Raw genomic sequence first — 22,836 nt, forward strand, 5'->3', positions numbered from 1 at the left:
AACCATGTTGGTGATGTTTAGAATAATAACGAATGTGAAGTATGGTGAGGTGAATTTCCTCTAGCCGTCATCCCCGAAGTGTCTAATCGGGGAGCCATGTTGGTGATGTTTAGAACAATAACGAATGTGAAGTATGGTGAGGTGAATTTCCTCTAGCCGTCATCCCCGAAGTGTCTCATCGGGGAACCATGTTGGTGATGTTTAGAACAATAGAATTGTAAATAAAATTGACTACAGGACAATGGGTTGCAGGCATTGTCTATTAAATGACGTCCATGCCAGGTCTGACAAAAGACTCGGCTGTGACGTTAAAAAGAATTATAAAATTTTTCGAGGAAAGTATGGAAAATATTGCTGTTGTAGGTATTGCTAATTTATTCCCTGGCTCAAGTGCGCCGGAAGAATTTTGGCAAAAATTACTTAAGAAACAAGATTGTCGAAGCCAAGCCACTAAAGAGCAAATGGGTGTTGATCCGGCCAAGTACACCGGCAAGAAGGGTGATACTGATAAGTTTTACTGTGTGCAAGGTGGTTATATCCGAGGTTTCGACTTTGATGCCACATCGTTTGTGCAAGCCAAAAATGGTTTAACCGCTGATTATCTCAATCAATTGGATGATTTAAACCAATGGGCGCTTTATGTTACCCAGCAAGCGTTAACCGATGCCGGCTATTGGCGCAGCGATAAACTTGCACAATGTGGGGTGATTTTAGGCAACTTATCGTTCCCAACCAAGTCATCTAATCATCTGTTTATGCCGCTTTATCATCAAGTTGTTGATAGTGCATTAAAAAACATCCTGCATAAAGATTTTCAGTTAAGCCATTTTTCACCTCTGCAACAAGCCAACTTAGCGGAAAACCTTCATGCGGATAATGCTTTAGTTGCCGGTTATCCGTCGGCGTTATTAGCCAAAGCGGCCGGTTTAGGTGGCACACACTTCTCCCTTGATGCGGCTTGTGCGTCAAGTTGTTATTCAGTGAAATTAGCCTGTGATTACCTGCATACTGGCAAGGCTGATATGATGTTAGCTGGCGCAGTTTCTGGCGCTGATCCTATGTTTGTTAATATGGGTTTCTCTATTTTTCAAGCGTATCCAGCCAACAATATTCACGCACCTTTTGATAAAAATTCACAAGGTTTATTTGCTGGCGAAGGCGCTGGCATGATGGTGCTTAAACGCCACAGTGACGCGGTGCGTGATGGCGATAAAATTCATGCCATTATCAAAGGCGGCGCTTTATCGAATGATGGCAAGGGTGAGTTTGTCCTAAGTCCAAATACCAAAGGGCAGGTTTTGGTTTATGAACGTGCCTATGACAATGCCGGTGTTGACCCTCGTGATGTTGATTACCTTGAATGCCATGCCACAGGTACGCCCAAAGGTGATAACGTTGAGCTTGGCTCGATGGATACATTTTTTAGTCGTTTTCCCCGAGAAAACGGCAATAAACCTTTGCTTGGCTCGGTAAAATCTAACTTAGGTCACTTGCTCACTGCCGCGGGAATGCCGGGCATGACCAAGGCAATTTGGGCACTGAAAGAAGGCAAAATTCCAGCAACGATAAACCTAAATGAGCCACTCACGTCAAAAAATGGCTATTTAGGGGCAGAGCAAATGCCTACGGACACTATTGATTGGCCGATAAAAGCTAATAACAAACCGAGAACAGCAGGGGTGAGCGTATTTGGTTTTGGTGGCTCTAATGCGCATTTGGTTTTGCAACAGCCAACACAAACATTAACACCGGTAACTAACACAGTGAAAGCCCGTCAACCGCTAGCTATTATTGGTATGGACGCACACTTTGGTGGCGCTAAAGATTTGGCCAGTTTTAACACGCTGATTCAGACTAATGGCAATACCTTTCGTGAATTGCCGACTAAGCGCTGGAAAGGCATTGAAAAGAACAGCGACGTGATGAAGGCCTTATCTTTAACTAAAGCACCTATGGGTGGCTATGTTGAAGATTTTGATATCGATTTTCTCCGTTTTAAAGTACCACCCAATGAGCAAGACTGTTTAATACCACAACAGCTAATGATGATGAAAGTGGCTGACAATGCCGCTAAAGATGCTGGCCTTAAAGAAGGTAGTAATGTTGCGGTCTTAGTTGCTATGGGCATTGAGTTAGAACTGCATCAATACCGTGGTCGAGTGAATTTAACGACGCAAATTGAAGAGAGCTTATTACAACAAGGTATTAGCTTAAGTGATGAACAGCGCGAAACCTTAACCAATATTGCCAAAGACGGTGTTGCCCACGCTGCCCAGCTTAATCAATATACCTCCTTTATTGGTAATATTATGGCGTCACGTATCTCAGCGTTATGGGACTTCTCTGGCCCCGCCATTACTTTATCGGCGGAAGAAAATTCTGTTTATCGCTGTATTGAATTAGCGGAAAATTTATTCCAAACCTCAGATGTCGATGCGGTGATTATCGCTTCGGTTGATTTAGCCGGTTCGATAGAAAATATCACCTTAAGACAGCACTTTGGTAAGGTATCTGTTGATGCCGAAAGTGCCACTAATACATTGGATCAAGAGCAATGGTTAGTAGGTGAGGGTGCGGCGGCTTTTGTTATTATTCCTGAGTCAAAAGTACCGCAATCAAAAGTTGGAGAGCGCAGCGTCTATGCCACAATCGACAGCATTAGTTTTGCTAACGGCTGTGATGAACAGGCCATTGTTAAAGCCGCTAACAAATCATTAGCGCTTGCCGGCATTCAAGCCGCAGATATTAGCCAGGTAGAAGCCCATGCCAGTGGTTTTATTGCCGAGAATAGTGCAGAAAAGCAAGCGTTACCAAAACTGTACTCAGGCAAGACTATCAGCTCGGTTAAAAGCAATATCGGTCATACCTTTAATGCTTCAGGTGTTGCCAGTATTGTTAAAAGTGCGCTGCTTTTAGATGAGCGATCAGCTAAAACGAATACCGCGACTGATATTGCCCGTTCTCACATTGCAGTGAATGGTTTAGGAAAAGATGGCAGTTGTGCTCACCTTATTTTATCTTCAAGTAAACATGCTCATCAGTCAGCACCGGTATCAACTCCGACACTAGCCGGTAAGCCAAAACCTAAATTAATTAAAACCATTACCCTAGGTGGTAATGCCATTTTCGATGCTATTGTCGCCAAAGGGCAATTAAGCGACATGGTGAGTATTAAACACGCTTTTACTGGCAAAGTATTAGCGCCAGTAAAAGTAGGAATTACCTTAAATAATGTCAAGCCTAAGCTGCTTGCGCAACTAGCGGGGCAAGAAAAACTTCATAGACCAATTCAAACCCTAGCTAATGTTCAAACTCAAGCCAAAGCCCGATCAACAATCGTAACTGGAGCACAAGTGAAAAGTACCTCTCAAGCGACTATTAAAAACAATGTAAAACATAAGGCCAGTAAAGAAATTTATCAAGAATCTGCTACGCATCAGGCGTTTTTGACCACTCGTCAAGTAGCCGGTCAGCAAATTTCTAAGCTGATAGCAATGCAAGCCAACGCCAGTGCGGGCCAACCCGCTTATAGCGCCGAGCCTCAGCCGGTAAGTATTGTCCATACACCTGAACTTGCTGTTGTTAGCTCAACGGTTAACACCGCAACTTTAGCTGTGGTTAATGATAACTGGGCAGAGCAAACTGGTTTTAAAATTAAAGGTCCAAAAGGTTATAACTATCAGCCACTGCAATTAAAAGAGCAATTTAGCCAACCGGAAAAAATTATTTGGGATACTGCTGATTTAGTTGAATTTGCTGAAGGTGATATCGGTAATGTTTTTGGTAAAGAATATAAAATTATTGACAGTTACTCACGTCGGGTACGTTTACCCACCACAGATTATTTGTTGGTATCACGGGTAACTGAGCTTGACGCGACCATCAATGAATATAAAAAATCATATATGTGTACTGAGTATGATATTCCTGTCGATGCACCTTTTTTAATTGATGGCCAGATTCCATGGTCGGTATCGGTTGAATCAGGCCAATGTGATTTATTATTAATTTCTTATATAGGTATTGATTTTCAAGCCAAAGGTGAGCGTGTTTACCGACTACTGGATTGTGAATTAACCTTCTTGGAAGAAATGCCCTTTGGTGGCGAAACCCTGCGTTATGAAATTCACATTGACTCTTATGCGAGAAATGGCGAACAACTATTATTCTTCTTTCACTATGACTGTTATGTTGGTGATAAAAAGGTCTTAATCATGCGTAAAGGTTGTGCCGGCTTCTTTACTGACGACGAATTAAAAGACGGTAAAGGTGTTATTCATAACGATAAAGACAAAACGGAATTTGCCAATGCAGTCAAAAGTTCATTTACACCCTTATTAAATCGTCCACGTGATCAATACGATTACGCTGATATGATGAAGTTAGTGAATGGCGATGTTGCCGGTTGTTTTGGCGCTGATTATGATCAAAAAGGCCGTAACCCGTCATTAAAATTCTCCTCAGAAAAGTTCTTAATGATCGAACGTATCATTAATATTGATGCCAGTGGCGGTCATTGGGGTTTAGGACTTATTGAAGGTCAGAAAGATTTAGCCCCTGATCATTGGTACTTCCCTTGTCACTTTAAAGGTGATGAAGTGATGGCTGGCTCATTAATGAGTGAAGGTTGTGGTCAAATGGCGATGTTCTTGATGTTGTCATTAGGCATGCACGCCAATATGAACAATGCGCGTTTCCAACCTATGCCCGGTGAGTCGCAAACGGTTCGTTGTCGTGGTCAAGTTCAGCCGCAACATAATACCCTGACTTATCGCATGGAAGTCACGGAAATGGGCATGCAGCCATATCCGTATCTTAAAGCCAATATTGATATTATTCTTGATGGCAAAGTAGTGGTTGATTTTAAAAACTTGGCGATGATGATAATCGAGCAAGATGACAACTCGCCGTACCCAGTTACCTTACCTGACAATGTCGCCTTAGTAAGTGAAGTTGCTGCCACAGTAACCAGTGCAGCAGCAAGTACTGAAGTTACGGATAAAGTAAGTAACGAGCTTGACGAGCGTGGCATTAACCCGTTTAAACATATTGAACGCCCGTTAATGAAAGTAATGTCTGACTTTGATGCGCCAAAAGAAAAGGGTGTAACCCCGCTTTTGCATTTTGAAGCGCCAATGGTTGCCGGGCAAAATCGCGTGCCTGATACCGCGCCGTTTACCCCGTGGCATATGTTTGAATTTGCTACCGGTAATATCTCAAAATGTTTTGGCGCTGATTTTGACGTCTACAAGGGCAGAATTCCTCCGCGTACACCTTGTGGCGATTTACAAGTTGTCACGCAAGTGGTTGAAGTTACGGGCACACGTTTAGAGCTGAAAAAATCATCCAGCTGTATTGCTGAATATTATGTGCCTGAAGACGCATGGTATTTCACCAAAAACAGCGTCAATAACTGGATGCCATATTCATTAATTATGGAAATAGCGCTACAACCTAATGGCTTTATTTCAGGTTACATGGGCACTACCTTAGTTTACCCAGAAAAAGATTTATTTTTCCGTAACCTAGATGGCAGTGGTGACTTGCTTAAACAAGTCGATTTACGCGGTAAAACTATCGTCAATAAGTCGGTATTGTTAAGTACTACCATGGCTGGCGGCATGATCATTCAAAGTTTCACCTTTGAGCTTTATGTTAAAGATGATAGCCAAGCGGCACAAGCGCTTGATAGCCATGATTTATTCTATAAAGGCACGGCAGTATTTGGTTACTTTGGCGCGGATGCCTTAACAAACCAGCTAGGCATAGACAACGGTAAAGTCACTTATCCGTGGTTTGTTGATAATAATACCCCGAAAGCAGACATTGAAGTGTTTGACCTAACGGATAAAACGTTAGCGTTATACCAAGCTCCTGCTAATAAGCCGCATTATAAACTTGCTGGCGGACAAATGAACTTTATCGATACCGTCTCTATTGTTGAAGGTGGCGGTAAAGCCGGTGTCGCTTATGTACATGGACTACGCACCATAGATGCCAATGATTGGTTCTTCCGTTACCATTTCCATCAAGACCCAGTTATGCCAGGCTCATTAGGTGTTGAAGCGATTATTGAATTAATGCAAACCTACGCGCTGAAAAATGATTTAGGTGCCCAGTTCACTAATCCAAGATTTATTGCACCAGCAACCTTAGTGAAATGGAAATACCGTGGTCAAATCACGCCACTCAATAAACAAATGTCACTTGATGTGCATATCACTGATATCGTTAAATCGGATGGTGAAGTGCGTTTAATCGGTGATGCTAACTTATCGAAAGATGGTTTAAGAATATACGAAGTGAAAGATATCGTATTATCTATCATCGAAGCTTAAGTTGGGTGTAATGGTTAAATAAAAATAAATATAGGTCGGTCTTTAGGCCGACAAAATATTATTATAGGTAAAAGATCAGATGCTTAGCCATATAAAAGAGCAACAAAAAAATAAAGAAAAACCGCTCGACCCTTTGGCTAAAAAATGGCTAGAGATAGAAAAAAAACAAAAGCGAAATGCTAATTTCAAAACCAAAACAGATAACTTATATAAAAGATTTCAGGATGAAATATTACCTGAGGAGCAGGAATATATTGTTTTACTGGGCAAAGAAACCCAACACTTAATGGGGTTTTTATCAAAAAAAAGTCTAACGAAATGGCAAAAAGAAGAGTTACATGGTTGGATTGAAGCAAACATAGATTTATTATCAAGTCACCGCTTTGGCGATAGTGAATTAACGCAAAAAATGCAAGAAGAGTATCGAGATGTATTATTAGCCTCGAGCAACAAAATGGCCGAGGATGAACCAATTGACCCTAATGTACTTGCCGATATACGCCATCTTGTTGATGATATGTTTGAAGGGGAAAAAACATTTTCGGATGAAGAGTTAAGTGGTTTTATTCGTGATCCAACACGATTTCATCAAGTCTTTCAAGAATTTGTAGAAAATAGAACTCAACAAAGTAACGATGCCGATAGTGATGCTGGCTTTGACGATGATGAAATGTCAGATGAAGAGGAAAGAGCTTTCTACGAAGAGTATGCTCGTCAACACGGGCATCAGCATAACTCCGCTGCTGACAGTGAAAAAGAAAAGCAGCAAGATAAACTAAAAGCTTTATTTAACAGCAGTAAATTAAATAAGTTATATAAAATACTCGCTAATCGCTTACATCCTGATAAAGAACAAAATGAGCATTTAAAAGCCGAAAAAAGTGTATTGATGGCAAAATTGATTAAAGCAAAAAAAGATAAAGATGCCTTCACTATTATTTCAATGTTTCACCAATTTGTACCAGACAGAGAATTAACCCTATTTGATGGTAATGACGATGAATTGACACAGGCCTTAATTGGTTTGTTAAACGAAAAGTTGTGTGAGCTTGACCGCGAAAATGGAGATAATAAATACAATAACGGTTTACAAAGTATGGTGTGGCAAAACCTGGGTGGACGCAGTAAAAAAGCCATTCAAGAAAATATTGATACCCACCTTACTGATCTTGAAGATGATCATACTCGATTAAAATATTATATTGAGGAGATGAAAACGGTGAAAGTATTAAAAGAAGTGCTGAACGAACGTTATGAGAAAAAACGTTTTAATCCTTTTGGTGAAATGTCCTTTTCACTTGACTACTAGGATGAACTTTTTAGGTGATAACGACCTAGAAACAAGATGTCATTAAGTAAGGCACTTGCTTTTCGCTCATCATCTTTGAGTATGACGAAAATAAAATTAGGAACAAATATGTCAAATTTAAGTTTTAATAATAACAATGCCATCGATTGGGCATGGAAAGTGGATGTCAAAGACGTTAAAAGCAGCAATATTGAAATTAAATCTGCTTTACTGGATTTAAGTAAACCAGTGTACCTGGCTAAAAAGGGCAATGATTTTGGTGTTGCCAATGTTACTTCAACGTCAGGTGCAACTGATGTCTTAGCTTTTGCGCAAAAGTTAAACCCTGAAGATTTAGGTGATGATGCCTATAAAAAACAACATGGCGTTAAATACGCTTACCATGGCGGCGCTATGGCTAATGGTATTGCCTCGGTTGAGCTAGTAGTAGCCCTGGGTAAAGCCGGATTTTTATGTTCATTTGGCGCAGCAGGTTTAGTACCCGATGCGGTGGAAGATGCCATTAAACGTATTCAAGCTGAATTGCCTAATGGTCCTTACGCGGTCAACCTTATTCATGCACCAAGCGAAGAAGCATTAGAGCGTGGCGCGGTTGAGCGCTTTTTAAAGTTGGGTGTTAACACCGTAGAGGCTTCAGCTTACTTAGGTTTGACCGAGCATATTGTTTGGTATCGCCTTGCAGGTTTAAGTAAAAATGCTGATGGTAGTGTTAACATTGGCAATAAGGTCATAGCCAAAGTATCACGTACCGAAGTAGGGCGCCGCTTTATGGAGCCGGCACCACAAAAGTTGATTGATAAATTATTGGCTCAAGGTAAAGTTACCCAAGAGCAAGCCGAGCTCTCCAAGCTTGTTCCTATGGCTGATGATATTACCGCTGAGGCAGACTCTGGCGGCCATACCGATAACCGCCCCTTCTTAACGCTATTACCAACCATTATTGCCCTACGCGATGAAGTGCAAGCTCAATATAACTTCTCACCCGCATTACGTGTCGGTGCCGGTGGTGGTATCGGAACACCTGAAGCCGCACTAGCAGCCTTTAACATGGGCGCAGCCTACATAGTGCTTGGTTCAGTAAACCAAGCCTGTGTTGAAGCTGGCGCCTCTGAATATACCCGTGAATTATTATCAAAAGTAGAAATGGCCGACGTTACTATGGCACCTGCGGCAGATATGTTTGAAATGGGCGTTAAATTACAAGTGGTTAAACGTGGTTCAATGTTTGCCATGCGCGCTAAAAAATTATACGAGCTCTATGTTGCTTATGATTCAATTGAAGCTATTCCTGCGGATGAGCGTTTAAAAATTGAGAAACAAATTTTCCGGGCAAACTTAGACGAAGTTTGGTCTGGCACGGAAGCATTTTTCCAAGAGCGTGATCCCGCCATGTTAACACGTGCACAATCGAGCCCTAAACGTAAAATGGCACTTATATTCCGTTGGTATTTAGGCTTAAGTTCTCGCTGGTCTAATACCGGCGAAAAAGGCCGTGAAATGGATTATCAAATTTGGGCAGGTCCAAGTCTTGGCGCCTTTAATACCTGGGTCAAAGGCACTTATTTGGAAGATTATACTCGTCGTGGCGCAGTAGATGTTGCTTTGCATATGTTAAAAGGTGCGGCTTATTTACAACGGGTTAACCAGTTAAAGTTACAAGGCGTTAGCTTAACGACTGAATTGGCCAGTTATCGCACGGATGATTAGTCAGCTGGTAGGTAATCTTTACGGGTCTAATTCCCCGTCGCTTGCGGCGTAAAGGGTTTTGGCCTTCGATTAATTTAGATGCCCCTGTTCGCGTAGCGAATTTAAGCCGAAGCGAACAGCCTTGGCGTGGGGGTATTTATTAAAGGAATTTATATGCCCACATGTACCGAATTTGCCGTGTTTGAGGTCAAACACGCTAATTTAGCGCGAGTTCTCGCCTTAAGTGAGTCGCTTTTTGCTGAAATTAATGCGGAGCAAAAGAACATTGTTGCCCATGAAATATTAGTGAAAACTGCTGTTGCAAAAGGGCCTTTAAAAGAGCAGTTAAAAGAGAATTCAGTCGAGGGTGTACAAGAAGTTTGTTGGCATCTCACTTGGGCAAACGTTGCCGCTGTTGAGGCAAGTTCGAGCAAATGGTCAACCTACCCAAGCGCAGCGGAAATAGAGCGTTTAGTGGGTAAAAAGCTCTATTACGGACACTTTGTTGCGGTGATAGCAAAGTAATACTCTTGCTGATATACCCATGTTGCTTCAGCGACTAAAATCATCTTGCTTTGAGACGTTTGCTAAAGCACCCGTTTGATAATAAACAAAGGACACGGCTCTCACTTTGATATCGCTACCGTCTTGATCAAATAATGCCGATTCTAGGCTAGCGTTAAAAACTAAAGGCATTAACGTATTACTGTCTATCGTTGATGAATGCTCAATCACGCAATGTGGCATATTTTTCTCCGTTAGTTAAGCTAGTTACTTAATATCGTTACTTAGTGAGTTTTTCGATTTTAATGTCATTTTATTTAAATAACTTGTCACGACACTGAAAAATGCTATACCAATAAAATCGGCCGACAAGTCAATTAAATCAAAAGTTCTATGGGGAATAAAGTACTGACTAAACTCTTCAATAACGACAAAGATAAACACCAAAATACTGCCTAGAAAGAGTTCCCTTGAAAAGAGAGGGAATGATTTAAACCTAAAGGCAATATTTGTCGCCAGGGTTAATAGACCAAATAAAAAAAAGTGGCCAAATTTATCCCCATAGGGAATACGGGCGACTAATTGAAAGAAAACACTATTCTGTCCGGTATTTGCTAAGTAAATAACCCAAAGAATAAAGCCGAAGAAAGCGACCGCAGCCAGAGGGATGAGTGTCTTTAAAAGGTGGCTCATATACCCATGAACCTTGGTATATAACCATCAGCGCTTGTCGCTGTATAGAGGGAACATTTCATCGTTTTATATTGCTCCTGCGTAAACATTACATCTATTGAATTAGCACACCTTTTGACTGCTTTTTAGTCATTTTACCCTCTCGGCAAAGGCAGGCCATCAGCTCGGTGTGGCTTACCTTTACCGTAAGGGTAAATAAAGTTACTTAGTCTGCGGTAAACTATGAGATAATTGAGATCGAAATCACATACTACATGGTCCATTATGAAACTTTTAGTTCGTAACCTTTCCCGTTCAACCACTGAACAAGAAATCCGTATTTTATTTTCTGAACATGGCTCAGTCACTGAATGTAACTTAGTTTTAGATCAAGCAACAGCTAAATCAAAAGGTTTTGCTTTTGTCGAAATGCCTAATGAAAAGGAAGCCGCCGCGGCACTGTCTGCTTTACATGAAAGTAGAGTTGCAAAGAATAAAATTAGAGTGAAAATAGCGCAAAGCTAGCGCCAAAAAGATAAAATAAAAGTAAAAGCAAAGCCAGCGTTAAGTTAATGTTGGCTTTTTTGTCGGTTAGGTGTTCTTGTTCGTCCTATAACTACTCTACTCTTGTTTTTTCTTAGGTCTAGCAAAGTTTGCATAAATTGTTACCGCTACACCCGTAATAAGAGCAAGCATGGCAAAGCCAAACATGGCATCATCTTGGGCTTCGAAAGCAAAAAGGTATATAGCTAAGGCAACCAAGAGCAAACCCACTAGCACAAAAAGTTTTGGGTGTGCAGAGATGAGCCCCAATGAGTGAACATTTTTCACTGCTTTAAATTTCACCTTGGTTGACGCTTTTCGTTTGTGCTTATTTGTTGGCATCATCAATTCCTCAGATGTTATATCGCTGTTTTAAGTGGCTCAAATATGGAGTGGCGTGATTTGCACCGCATATAAAAACACTAAGTAAAAACCTTAGTTTATTTCACTAGCTTAATCAAATACTTAATAACTATTATAGGGGTAAAATAGTCTGTTGAACGAAAATAGGATTATCAAAGGTAAGAAACTTAGCTAGCTATTAACCTAAAAAGTTGCAACCACAGTGACGCAGCAACCCATCAGCCTCAACACGTTCTTGATAAGTCCCTCCCACCCAGTATGCAAAATCATGAGCTGTACAACAAGAAAGTCATAACTCTTTATCTTTAAGAGTAGGGTCTGGACATGAATTACAGTCATCAGATGTGCACGGTTTAATCTTATCTTCTGAGTATACCGAGGTTGAGGTAATGCCTAAGTAGTATGATGAGGAGCCAGAATTTGATGCTGACACTGCCATATAAAGTCAGCTTAAATGGCAAAATAGTTATTTAAAATGAATTAATTTAAAATGAAGTTATTTTAAATTAATTGAGGAAATTCATTTCCATCATGGCGAGTATTTGCTTCACGCTAACGTCTTTTAATACATGCTCTGATGAAGAGTGCACTACACCAGCTTTATCACCAAAGGCAATATTGACAGAGTCAGGCTTGCTATCATGTAGCACTAAGACGATTTTTTTATCCATAGTGATGCAGTCAATGGTTATCGCATCCGCATTCATGCCTTGCTTACGTAATGTTTTATCCATAATACCCATCAAGGTATCGACCTTTTTATTGCGGTCATAAAATAAATCATTGGCGGTGGCGACTATATCTGAGAGCAGTGTTAAGGATTCTTTCATTTTATTCTTATAAGTAAGGTGGCTGTTTAAACTGACAGGCGAGAGAACGGCTTACTGTAAACTAGCGAGTAGCTAAAATCTATCGCTAAGTAAAGCCCTCGCTTTACCTTTGTGGCAACGGTGCGTGACAGTTAACGTACCTTGACCTGTGTTGATTTACCTATCCATACTGGTTAGTTGTTTTGAGAACATTTATACTGCGACCATCTTTTTCACAGTATAAGTATACTTATTATGATAAAAAAAATTGCATTATCACTTCTTTCGGTCGCCGTGCTGGTAGGTTGTGTGGCAACAACGTCTGATGACTCTGCCCACGTTAGCTCTTCACCAGTTAGCTCTTCACCAGTGAACAGTGCTCAAGACATTAGTGCTAGCTATGACAGTATCAATACCGCGCAATTAATTAAGCATATAAAAGTGTTGTCCTCAGATGAATTCGGCGGACGTGCGCCATCAAGTGAAGGTGAAAAACTGACCCTTGCCTACTTAACGGAACAATTTAAAGCTTTAGGTTTTAAGCCAGGTAACGGAGATAGCTTTTTACAAGAAGTACCACTGGTATCTATTGAAGCATCAAGTGATATGACCTTGGTTATTGGCGGTAAAAACTACCAATACGGTACTGATATGGTCATGGGCAGTGCGCGAATTAGTGATTTTGAGCAGCTTAAAAACTCTGAATTGGTTTTTGTTGGTTACGGTATTAATGCGCCAGAATATAATTGGAATGATTATAAAGACCTTGATGTTAAGGGTAAAACGGTTGTCATTTTAGTTAATGACCCGGGTTTTGCTACGCAAGATGATGAGTTATTTACCGGTAATGCCATGACTTACTATGGTCGTTGGACTTACAAGTATGAAGAAGCAAGTCGTCAAGGCGCTGAAGGGGCCATTATCATTCATGAAACGGCACCCGCATCATACGGTTGGTCGGTGATAAAAAACTCGTGGACAGGTCCTCAGTTTAGTTTTCAACGTGATGATTTAAATAAAGACCGCGTTGCCGTAGAAGGGTGGATCAGCCGTAATGTTGCCATTGAGTTGTTTGACAAAGCCGGTCTAGATTTTACTAAAATGAAGGAACGTGCTGCCCAAGGCAGTTTCAACATAGATATGGGTGATTTAGATGCCTCTATTACCATTAAAAATACCATCAAAAAGTCAATATCGTACAACTTTATTGCGACCTTACCTGGACAGAAAAATGCCGATGAGCATATTATATATTCTGCCCATTGGGATCACCTAGGTACTGATTTATCTAAAAAGGGTGACCAAATTTATAATGGTGCTCGTGATAATGCCACGGGCACTGCCGCATTGATTGAAGTCGCTGAAGCGTTTGCAAAATTACCTCATAGACCTGAGCGTTCAATCACCTTTTTAGCGGTAACGGCGGAAGAGCAAGGTTTACTTGGTTCTAAGTTCTATGCAGCAAATCCCATTATCCCAGTGGCGAAAACCGTTGCTAATATTAATATGGATGCCTTGAATGTAAATGGTAAGAGTGCAGACGTTGCTGTTTATGGTTTAGGGCAATCAGAGCTTGATAACTTTTTAACTAAAGCGGCGTTAAAGCAAAACCGTGTGATCTCGGGCGATCCAAGACCTGCAGCAGGCATTTATTACCGCTCTGATCACTTTGCTTTTGCTAACGTTGGTATTCCAGCGTTATATGCAAAAGGTGGAACTATACCCGCCGACCAAGCAACAGCAGATTTAAGAGCGAAGTTAGACCCCATTTTAGCTAAGTGTTATCACGGTCTTTGTGATGAATACAGCGAAGAGTGGGACTTAACCGGTGCTGTTGAAGATATGCAATTGTTCTTTGACGTGGGCGTAGAGTTATCTAAATCTGGCGTATGGCCACAATGGAGCAAAACTTCTGAGTTCAAGCGTTAAGAAAAGGTGTTAAGAGTAGCCTTAAAATTATTATCTACTATAAGGTTAGGGCGACTCATCGACATGAATACTCATTGGTCCTTAGAAGTATTCATTAAGAAAATGGTAGTGTCATAGGGTACTACCATTTTTTTTTCGCTATTTTTTCGGGATAAATTTACTGACAAATGTCCGCCATCGTTGCCTGAGTTATGCCAGCCAAATCATTGGGACTTAATTCTATTTCTAAGCCTCTTTTGCCAGCACTAACAAAAATGGTAGTAAATTGTTTTGCCGTTGCATCAATAAAAGTGCGCAAGCGCTTTTTTTGTCCCAGCGGACTAATACCGCCAAGTACATAACCGGTTGAGCGTTCAACATCTATTTTTACTGCCATTATGGCTTTTTTTCCTGAATATGCCTTGGCTATCAGTTTCATGCTTAACATGGCTGATACCGGTATTACAGCCACAGCCAAGGCTTTATTATCAATACTCACCACTAAGGTCTTAAAAACTCTATTTTCAGCTATGCCAAGTTTTTGTGCTGCTTCGCCACCATAAGACTCACTTGTAGAATCATGCTGGTACTCATGTAGATGATAAATAACCTTATGCTGTTTGGCGGCATTAATTGCGGGTGTCATTTTAATCTCTTTAGGGGAAGGTTATTGAATCAGTTTGAATATTGCCAGCTAGAACGCTATTTTAGGTGAGCATTTACTGGTGTGGAAATACTTCACTCAAAAAGACACTATTAAAGGCAACATAACGTGAGCTAGGTAATTTTTATTTACTGTTTCTAGCAACATCCTTTGTATAAAGTACATTTCCTCTTTTTTCGAATAATTCAGTTGAAAAAGGAATCACACATGAACGCCCATGTTGTTTAGCATAATATAACGCTTTATCTGCATTATTAAGTAGTACATCAAGGGTAGTGCCATCTTTTCCATATTCAGATACCCCGGCACTAAAGGATATATAGACCGTTTTGTCAGTTGGTGTATCTAATTGCATATCCTTTATGGATGCTAGTATTTTTTGAATATTACTAGTGCTAGTTTCTTTATCACTTTTATGTTGAATAAGACAAAACTCCTCGCCGCCAATGCGAGCAAAAAAAGACATAGGTGTGATTATTTTCTTTATCTGCTGACAAAACCGCTCTAACACATAATCACCAAATTCATGACCATAGCTATCGTTAAATTCTTTGAAATAGTCTATATCAAGAATACTAATGGAACATTTTAACGTGGGGTTAGCATTTTTTAATTCGTTAAATTTGGTAAACAATGCGCGCCGATTTGCTGTTTTTGTCAGTTGATCCGTATGGGCCAACATAAACATTTCATTACTATATTCTTCAAGCATAGCGCTTGAGCTCTTTAATAAGTATTGAGTTTTTTTCAGTTTACTAACATCTTGTACGTGGACAATAATAAGTTCATTATTCTTATAGGCGTTAAATTCATAAATATATTTTTGTCTTACTCTTATGACTTCTAGCTCAAATAAGTGAGCTTCGGTTTTACCTTGGTAGATGCAAGTTATTTCATTGAGTAACTTTATTACTAATTCATTTACTACATTAATGCTGCCATTAGCATTGCATAGTTCATCGAAGCTTTTATTCTTGAAGAGCAATTCTTTTTTAATCCCAGAAAATAAAGCTATCGGCATCATAAGTAAATCAAATGAATTGAATTGGCTTTGATTATCCATTACTGTTGAGTGCATAAAATAGTCTCTTTTTATTAGAAAGTGTATTTATAATCATTTCTGCATCAATTCTCTCCATACCAAACTCCAATAAAGAAAGCTTCAATAAAGTAATAACCTCATTCCACACCTCTTCATTAATATTTAAGTGCTGATGCACTGACTTTAAGTGCAGGTCAGTAAAGGATGTGGGACCACCTAATAAGGATGTTATAAAACGGGTTTGATGATCTATCAGTGTTTCCATATTACTATGCTCAAAATATACTCCTACGAGCACTGAATCGAGCATTTTTTCATAAAAATTTTCAATCAAGTTATGGATCGAAGCAAAACCGCCGTATTTAACAAATAATGAAGAGTGCACTAGTGAATCCTTATACTATGATGCTAATTATTATTAGAAAGTTCATCAGCCAGATACATTCCTTTTCATCTAAGGACGTTAAGCCGTTTTAATCATAGAACAAAAATAAACATCGTGTATTTTAATGCAGCTAGCTAAATGAAGTATGTTGATGATTAATCAATCATATAACTAAAACTATTCATTAAAAATATAGGTGAAATTTTGATTGCTGGTGGCTTGTTGTACCGCCGAAGTAAGGGGTTCAGCATACTTAATAGAGCAAAAGAGTCATTAAGTAATGGTGTATTTCATCATGAAAGTAACCCTATAGATAAATTCTTGAAATTAACTTAACTTAAGTAGTAAGTAGTAAGTAGTAAGTAAGTGAAGCGACGATAAGTGCCAATTTTCTAGTGGCATTATTTTAAAAATGCCAATGTTTGAGGTTGGCAAAGTGAAGGCTGGGTTAGGATGATAAGTATAATTGTTATATTGTTCTTTATTTTTCGCTGAAAAAATAGACCATAAAATTATCAATCTACTCACGTGCAGCTGAAATACTGTTTGCTGCTATAGCTAGTGGTAAAATTCAGTAAACAACTCGATAATGGTGCTAAAAATGTCTAACAGTATAAACATAAAGGGAATTAACTCGGTATTATTTATCTGTATGGGTAATATACGCAAGTACTTATAAATCAATAACTTAAAATCATTCTCCAACGATTCCCCAACGATACCCCAATTCAGCTCCATCCAACCGACAAATATCAGGTAATAACAAGCCACTCAATCGAGGGGGTTATAGTCTTGTAAATATTTGAAATATTGATGACTAACTATATAAAGCAAAAGACATTACCATCAACTCATAATTGAGAATAATCAAGTCTTTGGTGTTAATGCAATGTCGTATAAATAAAAGTTTGTCTGATAAATTATTTTATGAGACAATGCCGTATAAACCAATAATTGTCCGATAAAAATTCTTATGCGACAAAATAATACTGAAAAAGAACTCGTGTTAAATTACATAAGTTCGGCCAACAAAGCTGTAACCATCAGTGATATTAAAACAGCTACAGATTTCCAAGTTGATAATCGTACAGTACAACGGTGGCTGAATAGTGCGGCTAAGCAGGGTTTAATTTTAATTACAGGCGAGAGAAAGGCTCGTAAATACGTAAGCATGCCGGTGAAGAGTAAACCGACCTTTAAATTTTTAGAGGGCTTACCTAGCTCAAAACAACAAGAGTTACTGAGCATGTTGCGTACTATGTGGACGTACAACTCAACAGCACTTGAAGGTAACACACTAAACTTAGGTGAAACGCAGTTTATATTAAATGAAGGATTAACCGTATCGGGTAAGCCTTTAAAAGATCATCAAGAAGTCATGGGGCACGCGACAGCTATAGACTTACTTTACGATATGGTCAGTAGTGAGCTGACGTTAAGTAAAATCAAACTACTACATAAAGCCGTTCAGACTGACATTATATTCGATATAGATAAACCTTATGGCGATTTCAAAGTCGTACCTAATGGAACCTATTTAATACTTGATGATTTACTTGAAGGTAAGTCAAGTGTATACCATGCGTACTCACGACCATTTGAGGTGCCAAAACTTATCCTTGGTTTAGTCGAGTACATTGAGTCATGTAAACCCCATAGTATTGACGAAGCGATCACTATGTATGCAACTGCTCATTTAATCTTTGGTCAGATACACCCATTTTGGGATGGAAATGGTCGTATTGCACGTTTAATAGCGAACCTTATTTTACTGAGAGCGGGCTTCGCTCCTCTTGTTATACCAGCCACACGTAGGCTGGATTATATAAATATTCTTTCTAAATACAGTGCTAAATATGAAGCACCTAGTGTTGGGAAACCGCTATATCACGTTGGAAATGAGCTTAAAGCTTTCATTAATTTTTCCAAAGAATGCTATCAAGATACGATAAATCTTATTGAGAATATCAAGTAAGATAAACTAAAGCTGACATGTTTGTCCGATTATAGGAGACGAAATAATAAGGCAATCATTCATACTTACCGCTCGAGCAGTTAGTTCTCCGTAGGATGAACTTTCGTTAAAAAGTTAGCCATAAACGTATCCTATTCGCACAAAGTGCTCATAACTTCTATGGCGGTATGTGCCCCCCATTGCGCCATAGGAATATAAAATTTAGGTCTGCTTTATGATCGGAAAGCTGCCCCTCGTTACATCTAATTATTTATGCCACCAACAACAGATTAATGATTAAAGATTAAAGTCGAGCTTTTAATAAGGTCCACTTTCGTATCCAAAGTGGTCGTTAGCTGGGATGATGTTGACAGGTGAATTTAGACCGCTTTGTGGTAATAGTTATCGTTCAGAGACAACAAACCACTGGCGGCTTGAGCTTAAGTGTAAACTATATTATGACATAGCCCCTTCAACTGCCAATGGCTGCAAAGAGTATAGAGGGAACAAAGATGATGCTATAGTTATAAGATTGTAATTTTCTCTTTGTGATCGTGAAATGAGTCACACAACCTATTTTCGCAACGTCGGCTAAGCCTTAAGTTCTAAAGGTACTTATCGTCCAGCTAAAGTCAACTAACTGGTGAGCATTTGACCTAGATAAACACACTAGATTTCAAAACCCAACTTCCGCAATGCGGTGTGATTTTAAATGGTCCGTGCAGTTTTTCTGGAAGAATTTGATGCTGACTGTTTTCTAAAAACAGAACCAAGTATTGTGTTTAATGAATACTGAATAATTGAAAAAACAACTATGAAAAAACAACAACCTAAATCGGTGCTCGATCGAATTGAATCTGAAACACTCGATCATTATGAACAGAATGCACTGTCGTTTTGGGAGGGGACTCGCGACCATGATGTCACTCAGAATATCGAGGCTTTTATTGCAGCGCTTCCCGTAACAAAGCCGCTTAATATTTTAGATTTTGGTTGTGGACCTGGCAGAGATTTAATGACGTTTAAATTAATGGGTCATAACCCCATAGGTTTAGATGGGAGTAAAGCCTTTTGTTTGATGGCTAAAAAGTACAGCGACTGTAATACACTCAACCAACAATTTTTGCATTTAGACCTTAAAGCTCATAAGTTTGATGGGATTTTTGCCAATGCTTCTCTGTTTCATATTCCTAGTCAGGAATTGGTCAGTGTTTTAAAAGTGTTACACCATAGCTTACGACCCAATGGTATTTTATTTTCGTCTAACCCTAGAGGTAATCAAGAAGGTTGGTCTGGTCAGCGTTATGGTCATTATATGGAGTTAGAAATTTTCGAATATTATTTAGCGCAAGCTGGTTTTAAAGTGCTTAATCATTATTATCGACCTGCTGGTAAACCGCGCGAACAACAACCTTGGTTAGCTGTTATCAGTCAACGGGAAGAGAAAATTAATTAACAGACACCCAGACTTATCAAGTATTCCAAAAGCAGTTTTTCGTTGGACATTGATTACAAGTTAATGCTCACTTCCACCACACAGCGGAAGTTTTTACACAGAGATATGGGGTCAACCAGAGGTCAGCTTTGCCAACACAACAGTCGTTCACGTAATTGTATCGGCATGACTTCAAAGTGCGCATTCCGGACGTTAGCGCTTGTTTCTCTAACGGCAGCTCTTCCGACGAAGCAGACCTGAGATATTAGTGAAATATACCGACAACCTATCGCTAATTAAAAGACTGTGTTACTGGGAATGAAATGCGATCGGTTGTTAATTTTTCACAAAAATTCAACTATTTTTGAATGGTAAGTTAAATTAAAATCAACATTAATACTCATTATTTAACTAAAAAACATGCTAAATTTTCCTATTCGTTTTCTATACGGTAAGAAAATAGAAAACCAATAAGACTTCTTTTCAGTCAATTTCATAATATCTCTTTATCAATTTAATAAGGAGATATTATGAAAAAAATCATCACCACCTTAGTTATAGCGAGGATCACCAAAGCGAGGGTCTTTATACTGACAACTGAAACCTGTTTTACTGCGCTTATCACGTTTTATATACAGGTTTTTGATGTTGTGCCTATTCAACTCATTACGCAGCTTTGGAGTCATTATTGATAATCCTTAAAATTTTATCGTTCAATACTATATTGCTTGATTGATTTTCTTTTAATTCATTTTGTGCATGATCAGTTCGTTGTGCTTCGATAGTTTTTTCAACGTATTTAGCGTCAGGGTGTACTAACCATCTATTTCCAATTTTTTTTGGAGCAGGGTTTATTAAACCCTCACGTGACCATTTAGTTAAAGTAGCCATGGAAAAATGCACATCGTATGATTTTCCAGCCCAATCTTCTAATGTAATTAATTTCATTGCTATTCCTTGAGTTAAGTTAATTAGTACTTGTTCACTGTTATTCTAAGCTAGAAGTGACATAGCTCTACGTTGCATTATCCTTTTTTTAGCTAAAAAAAGGATGGCTAGCGCACTTTGATATGTTCGTAAGTATTTGACTCAACTTCACAGCTTTAGAGCAAACAGTCGTTGAAGCTTAGGATGATTGATAATGGCAAAACAGTAGTAAATATTCTGACAAGGTGCTCATAAAACGCATGAGTAGGTATTGAATAATCAATAAAAAATAGAATTGGGTAAGTAAAGTGGTACTTATAGTGTTCCTTTTTTTCCTGAGCATCTTCGGGCGTATTGACTAACTCTAAATAAATGATGTGCTCAGAAACTCTTAGTTCAAAGTTAATTGTGAGGTCTTGAACATACAAGTTAACGACTTGCTTTTGATAAGTAGTGTCAACGTCGCACGCTATTAAATAATTAGCGAGTAGTTTATCGTTGTTACTTTGATACTCTGTTATTTGTAAGGGTTCATTCGTTGATATATTGGACATAGTAAATACCTAGTTGATTAGAGTATTTACTATTTGATCACGAACGTGAAAACGCGCAACTAGAATAACAGTGGCTTACTCATGAATGTGATAACCTCAGCTCATTCGGAGCAAGCATCGAGAATGTCATTATATCCTTGAAAACACCAATTCGCTAAATGATGTTGGCGTAACCAACTCCGTACTTGTTCTATTGGATTCAGTTCGGGATGAATAAGGCGGTAACTTAACGATCGTTAAGTTGTGAATTTATCGGCTAGGGAAGTTTTTGACCAACCAGTTTTCCTTTATTCCAGCTAGCTTTTGGGGTGTATGGAATCATGTTATACATAATAGTGCTCCTAGGGGTAAAGGGACTATAAGTATGGCTGTGAGCTAATGTTCAAAGTTGTGCGCTAAGCGGACGTTAGCATTGGTTTCACTAACGACAGTTCTTCCGACAAAGCAGTCGTTAATAACTCAAAAAGTAATAGCTGCAATGTGGTAAAGGTCGAGGAGTCAAATGACTTACTTCGGATTTTTGTTGCTAAAATGGTGACTTTAGTTGTTCAGGATAACTAAGCTTAAATTAAAATCATATCGGCAATTTGTTGAATTTTATGTAAGCGTATAGCTAACGGCACCTGCCTCTAGCGTTTTTTTTTCAGATACATTATCTCCTCACTTAACTTAGGAGATAAGCATGAGAATTTCGCGTAGCCAAGAACAATGGCAAACTATTATTGAAGATCAACAAACCAGCGGCTTAGCCATTATTGATTATTGCCAACAGCAGAAATTATCAACGTCGAGCTTTTATGCCCTAAGAAAGAAACTCAGCTTATCGTCAGGTAACTTTGTTCGCGCAAAAATAACACAACAGGTCGAATTCGTTGAAGAGCAAGCGGTCATAACGGTCACAGTGGGCAAGGCAAATGTCAGTTTACCGGCATCAACCTCTGTGACTTACTTAAGCCAATTATTACGCGAGCTTATTGTATGAAGATGTTTGTTGAGCCATCAGAGGTTTTCTTATATCGAGATTTTGTCGACTTTCGCAAAGCAATAAATGGGCTTGCTGCACTGGTTGAAGATGAACTAAATCGTGATGCCTATACCGGGGCTTTATTCGTGTTTTGCAATAAAGCCAAAGACAAACTGAAAATATTGTATTGGGACAAAACAGGCTTTGCACTCTGGCAAAAACGTTTGGAAAAACAAAAATTCAAATGGCCGAGCAAAGTTAATGGCAATGAATTTTCGTTAAGCGCTGAGCAGCTCGACTGGCTACTCTGTGGATATGATGTCCTTGGCCATCAAGAATTACATTATCAATCGATGATCTAGTTGCCAGGTATTGAGTTTTTTTGTAGTCAACGATCATTGACACAAACGCTTATGGTAAATGAGGTTCAAAGCAGTATTGGCTTGAATATTTTGTTAAAATCAGCGGATGAAATTTAAGGTAAATTCACTCCCCAATGACCCCGATCAACTTAAGCAAATGCTGCTTGAGTTGCAGCAACGCATGGATGAAGAATTAGCTCAAAAAGATAATGAGTTAGTAGAGAAAGACGTCGCTTATCAACTATTGCTTGAGCGTTACAATCTCAAACTTGCCCAAGAATACGGCAAGAAATCAGAAAAGATGCCTGGTGCTGATGAAGTGTTTAATGAAGTAGAGTTAGTGCTTGATGAACACGATAAAAAACTTCTGGCCAAAGAAAACGCTGACGTGACAACGAAAATCAAGCCAAAACGTAA

19 protein-coding genes and 2 pseudogenes are annotated in these 22,836 nt (G+C 39.1%); 11 read left to right on the forward strand and 10 right to left on the reverse strand.

The annotated features are described in order from the left end of the window. The first annotated feature begins 341 nt into the window (after positions 1-341). The 4 genes from MTCD1_RS15200 (at position 342) to MTCD1_RS15215 (ending at position 9,858) form a co-directional block, all read left to right on the forward strand. Positions 342-6,338 carry a hotdog fold thioesterase gene (locus MTCD1_RS15200; RefSeq protein ID WP_057180671.1) on the forward strand — a complete coding sequence of 1,999 codons (5,997 nt, stop codon included), beginning with the start codon at positions 342-344 and terminating at the stop codon, positions 6,336-6,338. A gap of 79 nt (positions 6,339-6,417) precedes the next feature. Continuing rightward, the gene (locus tag MTCD1_RS15205) at positions 6,418-7,647 is read left to right on the forward strand and encodes a hypothetical protein (protein WP_057180672.1); all 1,230 of its coding nucleotides are present in this window, start codon (positions 6,418-6,420) and stop codon (positions 7,645-7,647) included. A 108-nt stretch (positions 7,648-7,755) separates the two neighbouring features. Next, positions 7,756-9,354, forward strand: a complete 1,599-nt coding sequence (locus tag MTCD1_RS15210) for a PfaD family polyunsaturated fatty acid/polyketide biosynthesis protein (RefSeq protein ID WP_057180673.1) — start codon at positions 7,756-7,758, stop codon at positions 9,352-9,354. A 153-nt stretch (positions 9,355-9,507) separates the two neighbouring features. Beyond that, entirely contained in the window at positions 9,508-9,858 is a 351-nt protein-coding gene (locus MTCD1_RS15215) for a hypothetical protein (RefSeq protein ID WP_057180674.1), read from the forward strand. A 27-nt stretch (positions 9,859-9,885) separates the two neighbouring features. On the opposite strand, the gene MTCD1_RS15220 is transcribed toward MTCD1_RS15215, so the two are convergent. Both MTCD1_RS15220 and MTCD1_RS15225 read right to left on the reverse strand, forming a co-directional pair. Beyond that, positions 9,886-10,080, reverse strand: a complete 195-nt coding sequence (locus MTCD1_RS15220; protein WP_197410265.1) for a tautomerase family protein — start codon at positions 10,078-10,080, stop codon at positions 9,886-9,888. Positions 10,081-10,104: 24 nt separating this feature from the next. Continuing rightward, positions 10,105-10,530 carry a VanZ family protein gene (locus MTCD1_RS15225; protein WP_057180675.1) on the reverse strand — a complete coding sequence of 142 codons (426 nt, stop codon included), beginning with the start codon at positions 10,528-10,530 and terminating at the stop codon, positions 10,105-10,107. A gap of 264 nt (positions 10,531-10,794) precedes the next feature. Here MTCD1_RS15225 and MTCD1_RS15230 point away from each other — a divergent pair, with 264 nt between their 5' ends. Further along, positions 10,795-11,034: an RNA recognition motif domain-containing protein gene (locus MTCD1_RS15230; protein WP_057180676.1), complete on the forward strand. Its 240-nt coding sequence runs from the start codon at positions 10,795-10,797 to the stop codon at positions 11,032-11,034. Between the two features lie 96 nt (positions 11,035-11,130). On the opposite strand, the gene MTCD1_RS15235 is transcribed toward MTCD1_RS15230, so the two are convergent. Continuing rightward, a complete protein-coding gene (locus MTCD1_RS15235; RefSeq protein WP_057180677.1) occupies positions 11,131-11,394 on the reverse strand; it encodes a hypothetical protein in 264 nt (87 codons plus the stop codon). A 527-nt stretch (positions 11,395-11,921) separates the two neighbouring features. Beyond that, positions 11,922-12,245 (reverse strand): hypothetical protein, encoded by a 324-nt coding sequence (locus MTCD1_RS15240; RefSeq protein ID WP_057180678.1) that lies wholly within the window; start codon positions 12,243-12,245, stop codon positions 11,922-11,924. Positions 12,246-12,479: 234 nt separating this feature from the next. Between MTCD1_RS15240 and MTCD1_RS15245 the strand changes: the two genes are divergently transcribed. Then, positions 12,480-14,153: a M28 family metallopeptidase gene (locus MTCD1_RS15245; protein WP_057180679.1), complete on the forward strand. Its 1,674-nt coding sequence runs from the start codon at positions 12,480-12,482 to the stop codon at positions 14,151-14,153. Positions 14,154-14,310: 157 nt separating this feature from the next. Here the strand turns inward: MTCD1_RS15245 and ybaK are convergent, their stop codons facing one another. The 3 genes from ybaK to MTCD1_RS15260 all read right to left on the reverse strand — a co-directional run bounded on the left by ybaK (position 14,311) and on the right by MTCD1_RS15260 (position 16,223). Beyond that, the gene (gene ybaK / locus MTCD1_RS15250) at positions 14,311-14,778 is read right to left on the reverse strand and encodes a Cys-tRNA(Pro) deacylase (RefSeq protein WP_057180680.1); all 468 of its coding nucleotides are present in this window, start codon (positions 14,776-14,778) and stop codon (positions 14,311-14,313) included. Positions 14,779-14,920: 142 nt separating this feature from the next. Beyond that, positions 14,921-15,874, reverse strand: a complete 954-nt coding sequence (locus MTCD1_RS15255) for a GGDEF domain-containing protein (RefSeq protein WP_082606469.1) — start codon at positions 15,872-15,874, stop codon at positions 14,921-14,923. After that, positions 15,852-16,223, reverse strand: a complete 372-nt coding sequence (locus MTCD1_RS15260; protein WP_057180682.1) for a group I truncated hemoglobin — start codon at positions 16,221-16,223, stop codon at positions 15,852-15,854. Before MTCD1_RS15260 ends, MTCD1_RS15255 begins: the two co-directional genes overlap by 23 nt. Before the next feature lie 973 nt (positions 16,224-17,196). On the opposite strand from MTCD1_RS15260, the gene MTCD1_RS15265 reads away from it, so the two are divergent. Both MTCD1_RS15265 and MTCD1_RS15270 read left to right on the forward strand, forming a co-directional pair. Further along, positions 17,197-18,198, forward strand: coding sequence for a Fic family protein (locus tag MTCD1_RS15265; protein WP_082606470.1), 1,002 nt, complete (start codon positions 17,197-17,199; stop codon positions 18,196-18,198). 793 nt (positions 18,199-18,991) lie between these two features. Then, positions 18,992-19,633, forward strand: a complete 642-nt coding sequence (locus MTCD1_RS15270; protein WP_057180683.1) for a class I SAM-dependent methyltransferase — start codon at positions 18,992-18,994, stop codon at positions 19,631-19,633. 645 nt (positions 19,634-20,278) lie between these two features. Here MTCD1_RS15270 and MTCD1_RS15275 read toward each other — a convergent pair. From MTCD1_RS15275 to MTCD1_RS21825, 3 genes and pseudogenes are all read right to left on the reverse strand, one after another. Next, the gene (locus MTCD1_RS15275) at positions 20,279-20,560 is read right to left on the reverse strand and encodes an excisionase (protein ID WP_057180684.1); all 282 of its coding nucleotides are present in this window, start codon (positions 20,558-20,560) and stop codon (positions 20,279-20,281) included. Between the two features lie 155 nt (positions 20,561-20,715). Beyond that, entirely contained in the window at positions 20,716-21,093 is a 378-nt protein-coding gene (locus MTCD1_RS15280) for a hypothetical protein (RefSeq protein ID WP_057180685.1), read from the reverse strand. 107 nt (positions 21,094-21,200) lie between these two features. Next, positions 21,201-21,371: pseudogene (locus MTCD1_RS21825) on the reverse strand (transposase); the annotation flags it as partial. A 404-nt stretch (positions 21,372-21,775) separates the two neighbouring features. On the opposite strand from MTCD1_RS21825, the gene tnpA reads away from it, so the two are divergent. The 3 genes and pseudogenes from tnpA to MTCD1_RS15295 all read left to right on the forward strand — a co-directional run. After that, positions 21,776-22,075, forward strand: a complete 300-nt coding sequence (gene tnpA, locus MTCD1_RS15285) for an IS66 family insertion sequence element accessory protein TnpA (protein WP_057180686.1) — start codon at positions 21,776-21,778, stop codon at positions 22,073-22,075. Next, complete coding sequence (tnpB, locus tag MTCD1_RS15290) at positions 22,072-22,419, forward strand: IS66 family insertion sequence element accessory protein TnpB (RefSeq protein WP_057180687.1); 348 nt, start codon at positions 22,072-22,074, stop codon at positions 22,417-22,419. The genes tnpA and tnpB overlap by 4 nt, the downstream gene beginning before the upstream one ends. Before the next feature lie 106 nt (positions 22,420-22,525). Next, positions 22,526-22,836: pseudogene (locus MTCD1_RS15295) on the forward strand (IS66 family transposase); the annotation flags it as partial.

The organism is Colwellia marinimaniae (assembly GCF_002207865.1).
In the GTDB taxonomy this organism is placed as follows: Bacteria; Pseudomonadota; Gammaproteobacteria; order Enterobacterales; family Alteromonadaceae; genus Colwellia; species Colwellia marinimaniae.

Bases quoted from the DNA above. Each gene is read 5' to 3' on its own strand.
- ybaK (WP_057180680.1), bottom strand. From the start codon at position 14,778: ATGACACCCGCAATTAATGCCGCCAAACAGCATAAGGTTATTTATCAT.
- MTCD1_RS15275 (WP_057180684.1), bottom strand. From the start codon at position 20,560: ATGAAATTAATTACATTAGAAGATTGGGCTGGAAAATCATACGATGTG.
- MTCD1_RS15265 (WP_082606470.1), top strand. From the start codon at position 17,197: ATGCGACAAAATAATACTGAAAAAGAACTCGTGTTAAATTACATAAGT.
- MTCD1_RS15280 (WP_057180685.1), bottom strand. From the start codon at position 21,093: ATGTCCAATATATCAACGAATGAACCCTTACAAATAACAGAGTATCAA.
- MTCD1_RS15215 (WP_057180674.1), top strand. From the start codon at position 9,508: ATGCCCACATGTACCGAATTTGCCGTGTTTGAGGTCAAACACGCTAAT.
- MTCD1_RS15240 (WP_057180678.1), bottom strand. From the start codon at position 12,245: ATGAAAGAATCCTTAACACTGCTCTCAGATATAGTCGCCACCGCCAAT.
- MTCD1_RS15230 (WP_057180676.1), top strand. From the start codon at position 10,795: ATGAAACTTTTAGTTCGTAACCTTTCCCGTTCAACCACTGAACAAGAA.
- MTCD1_RS15225 (WP_057180675.1), bottom strand. From the start codon at position 10,530: ATGAGCCACCTTTTAAAGACACTCATCCCTCTGGCTGCGGTCGCTTTC.
- tnpB (WP_057180687.1), top strand. From the start codon at position 22,072: ATGAAGATGTTTGTTGAGCCATCAGAGGTTTTCTTATATCGAGATTTT.
- MTCD1_RS15210 (WP_057180673.1), top strand. From the start codon at position 7,756: ATGTCAAATTTAAGTTTTAATAATAACAATGCCATCGATTGGGCATGG.
- tnpA (WP_057180686.1), top strand. From the start codon at position 21,776: ATGAGAATTTCGCGTAGCCAAGAACAATGGCAAACTATTATTGAAGAT.
- MTCD1_RS15200 (WP_057180671.1), top strand. From the start codon at position 342: ATGGAAAATATTGCTGTTGTAGGTATTGCTAATTTATTCCCTGGCTCA.
- MTCD1_RS15235 (WP_057180677.1), bottom strand. From the start codon at position 11,394: ATGCCAACAAATAAGCACAAACGAAAAGCGTCAACCAAGGTGAAATTT.
- MTCD1_RS15270 (WP_057180683.1), top strand. From the start codon at position 18,992: ATGAAAAAACAACAACCTAAATCGGTGCTCGATCGAATTGAATCTGAA.
- MTCD1_RS15220 (WP_197410265.1), bottom strand. From the start codon at position 10,080: ATGCCACATTGCGTGATTGAGCATTCATCAACGATAGACAGTAATACG.
- MTCD1_RS15205 (WP_057180672.1), top strand. From the start codon at position 6,418: ATGCTTAGCCATATAAAAGAGCAACAAAAAAATAAAGAAAAACCGCTC.
- MTCD1_RS15245 (WP_057180679.1), top strand. From the start codon at position 12,480: ATGATAAAAAAAATTGCATTATCACTTCTTTCGGTCGCCGTGCTGGTA.
- MTCD1_RS15255 (WP_082606469.1), bottom strand. From the start codon at position 15,874: ATGCACTCAACAGTAATGGATAATCAAAGCCAATTCAATTCATTTGAT.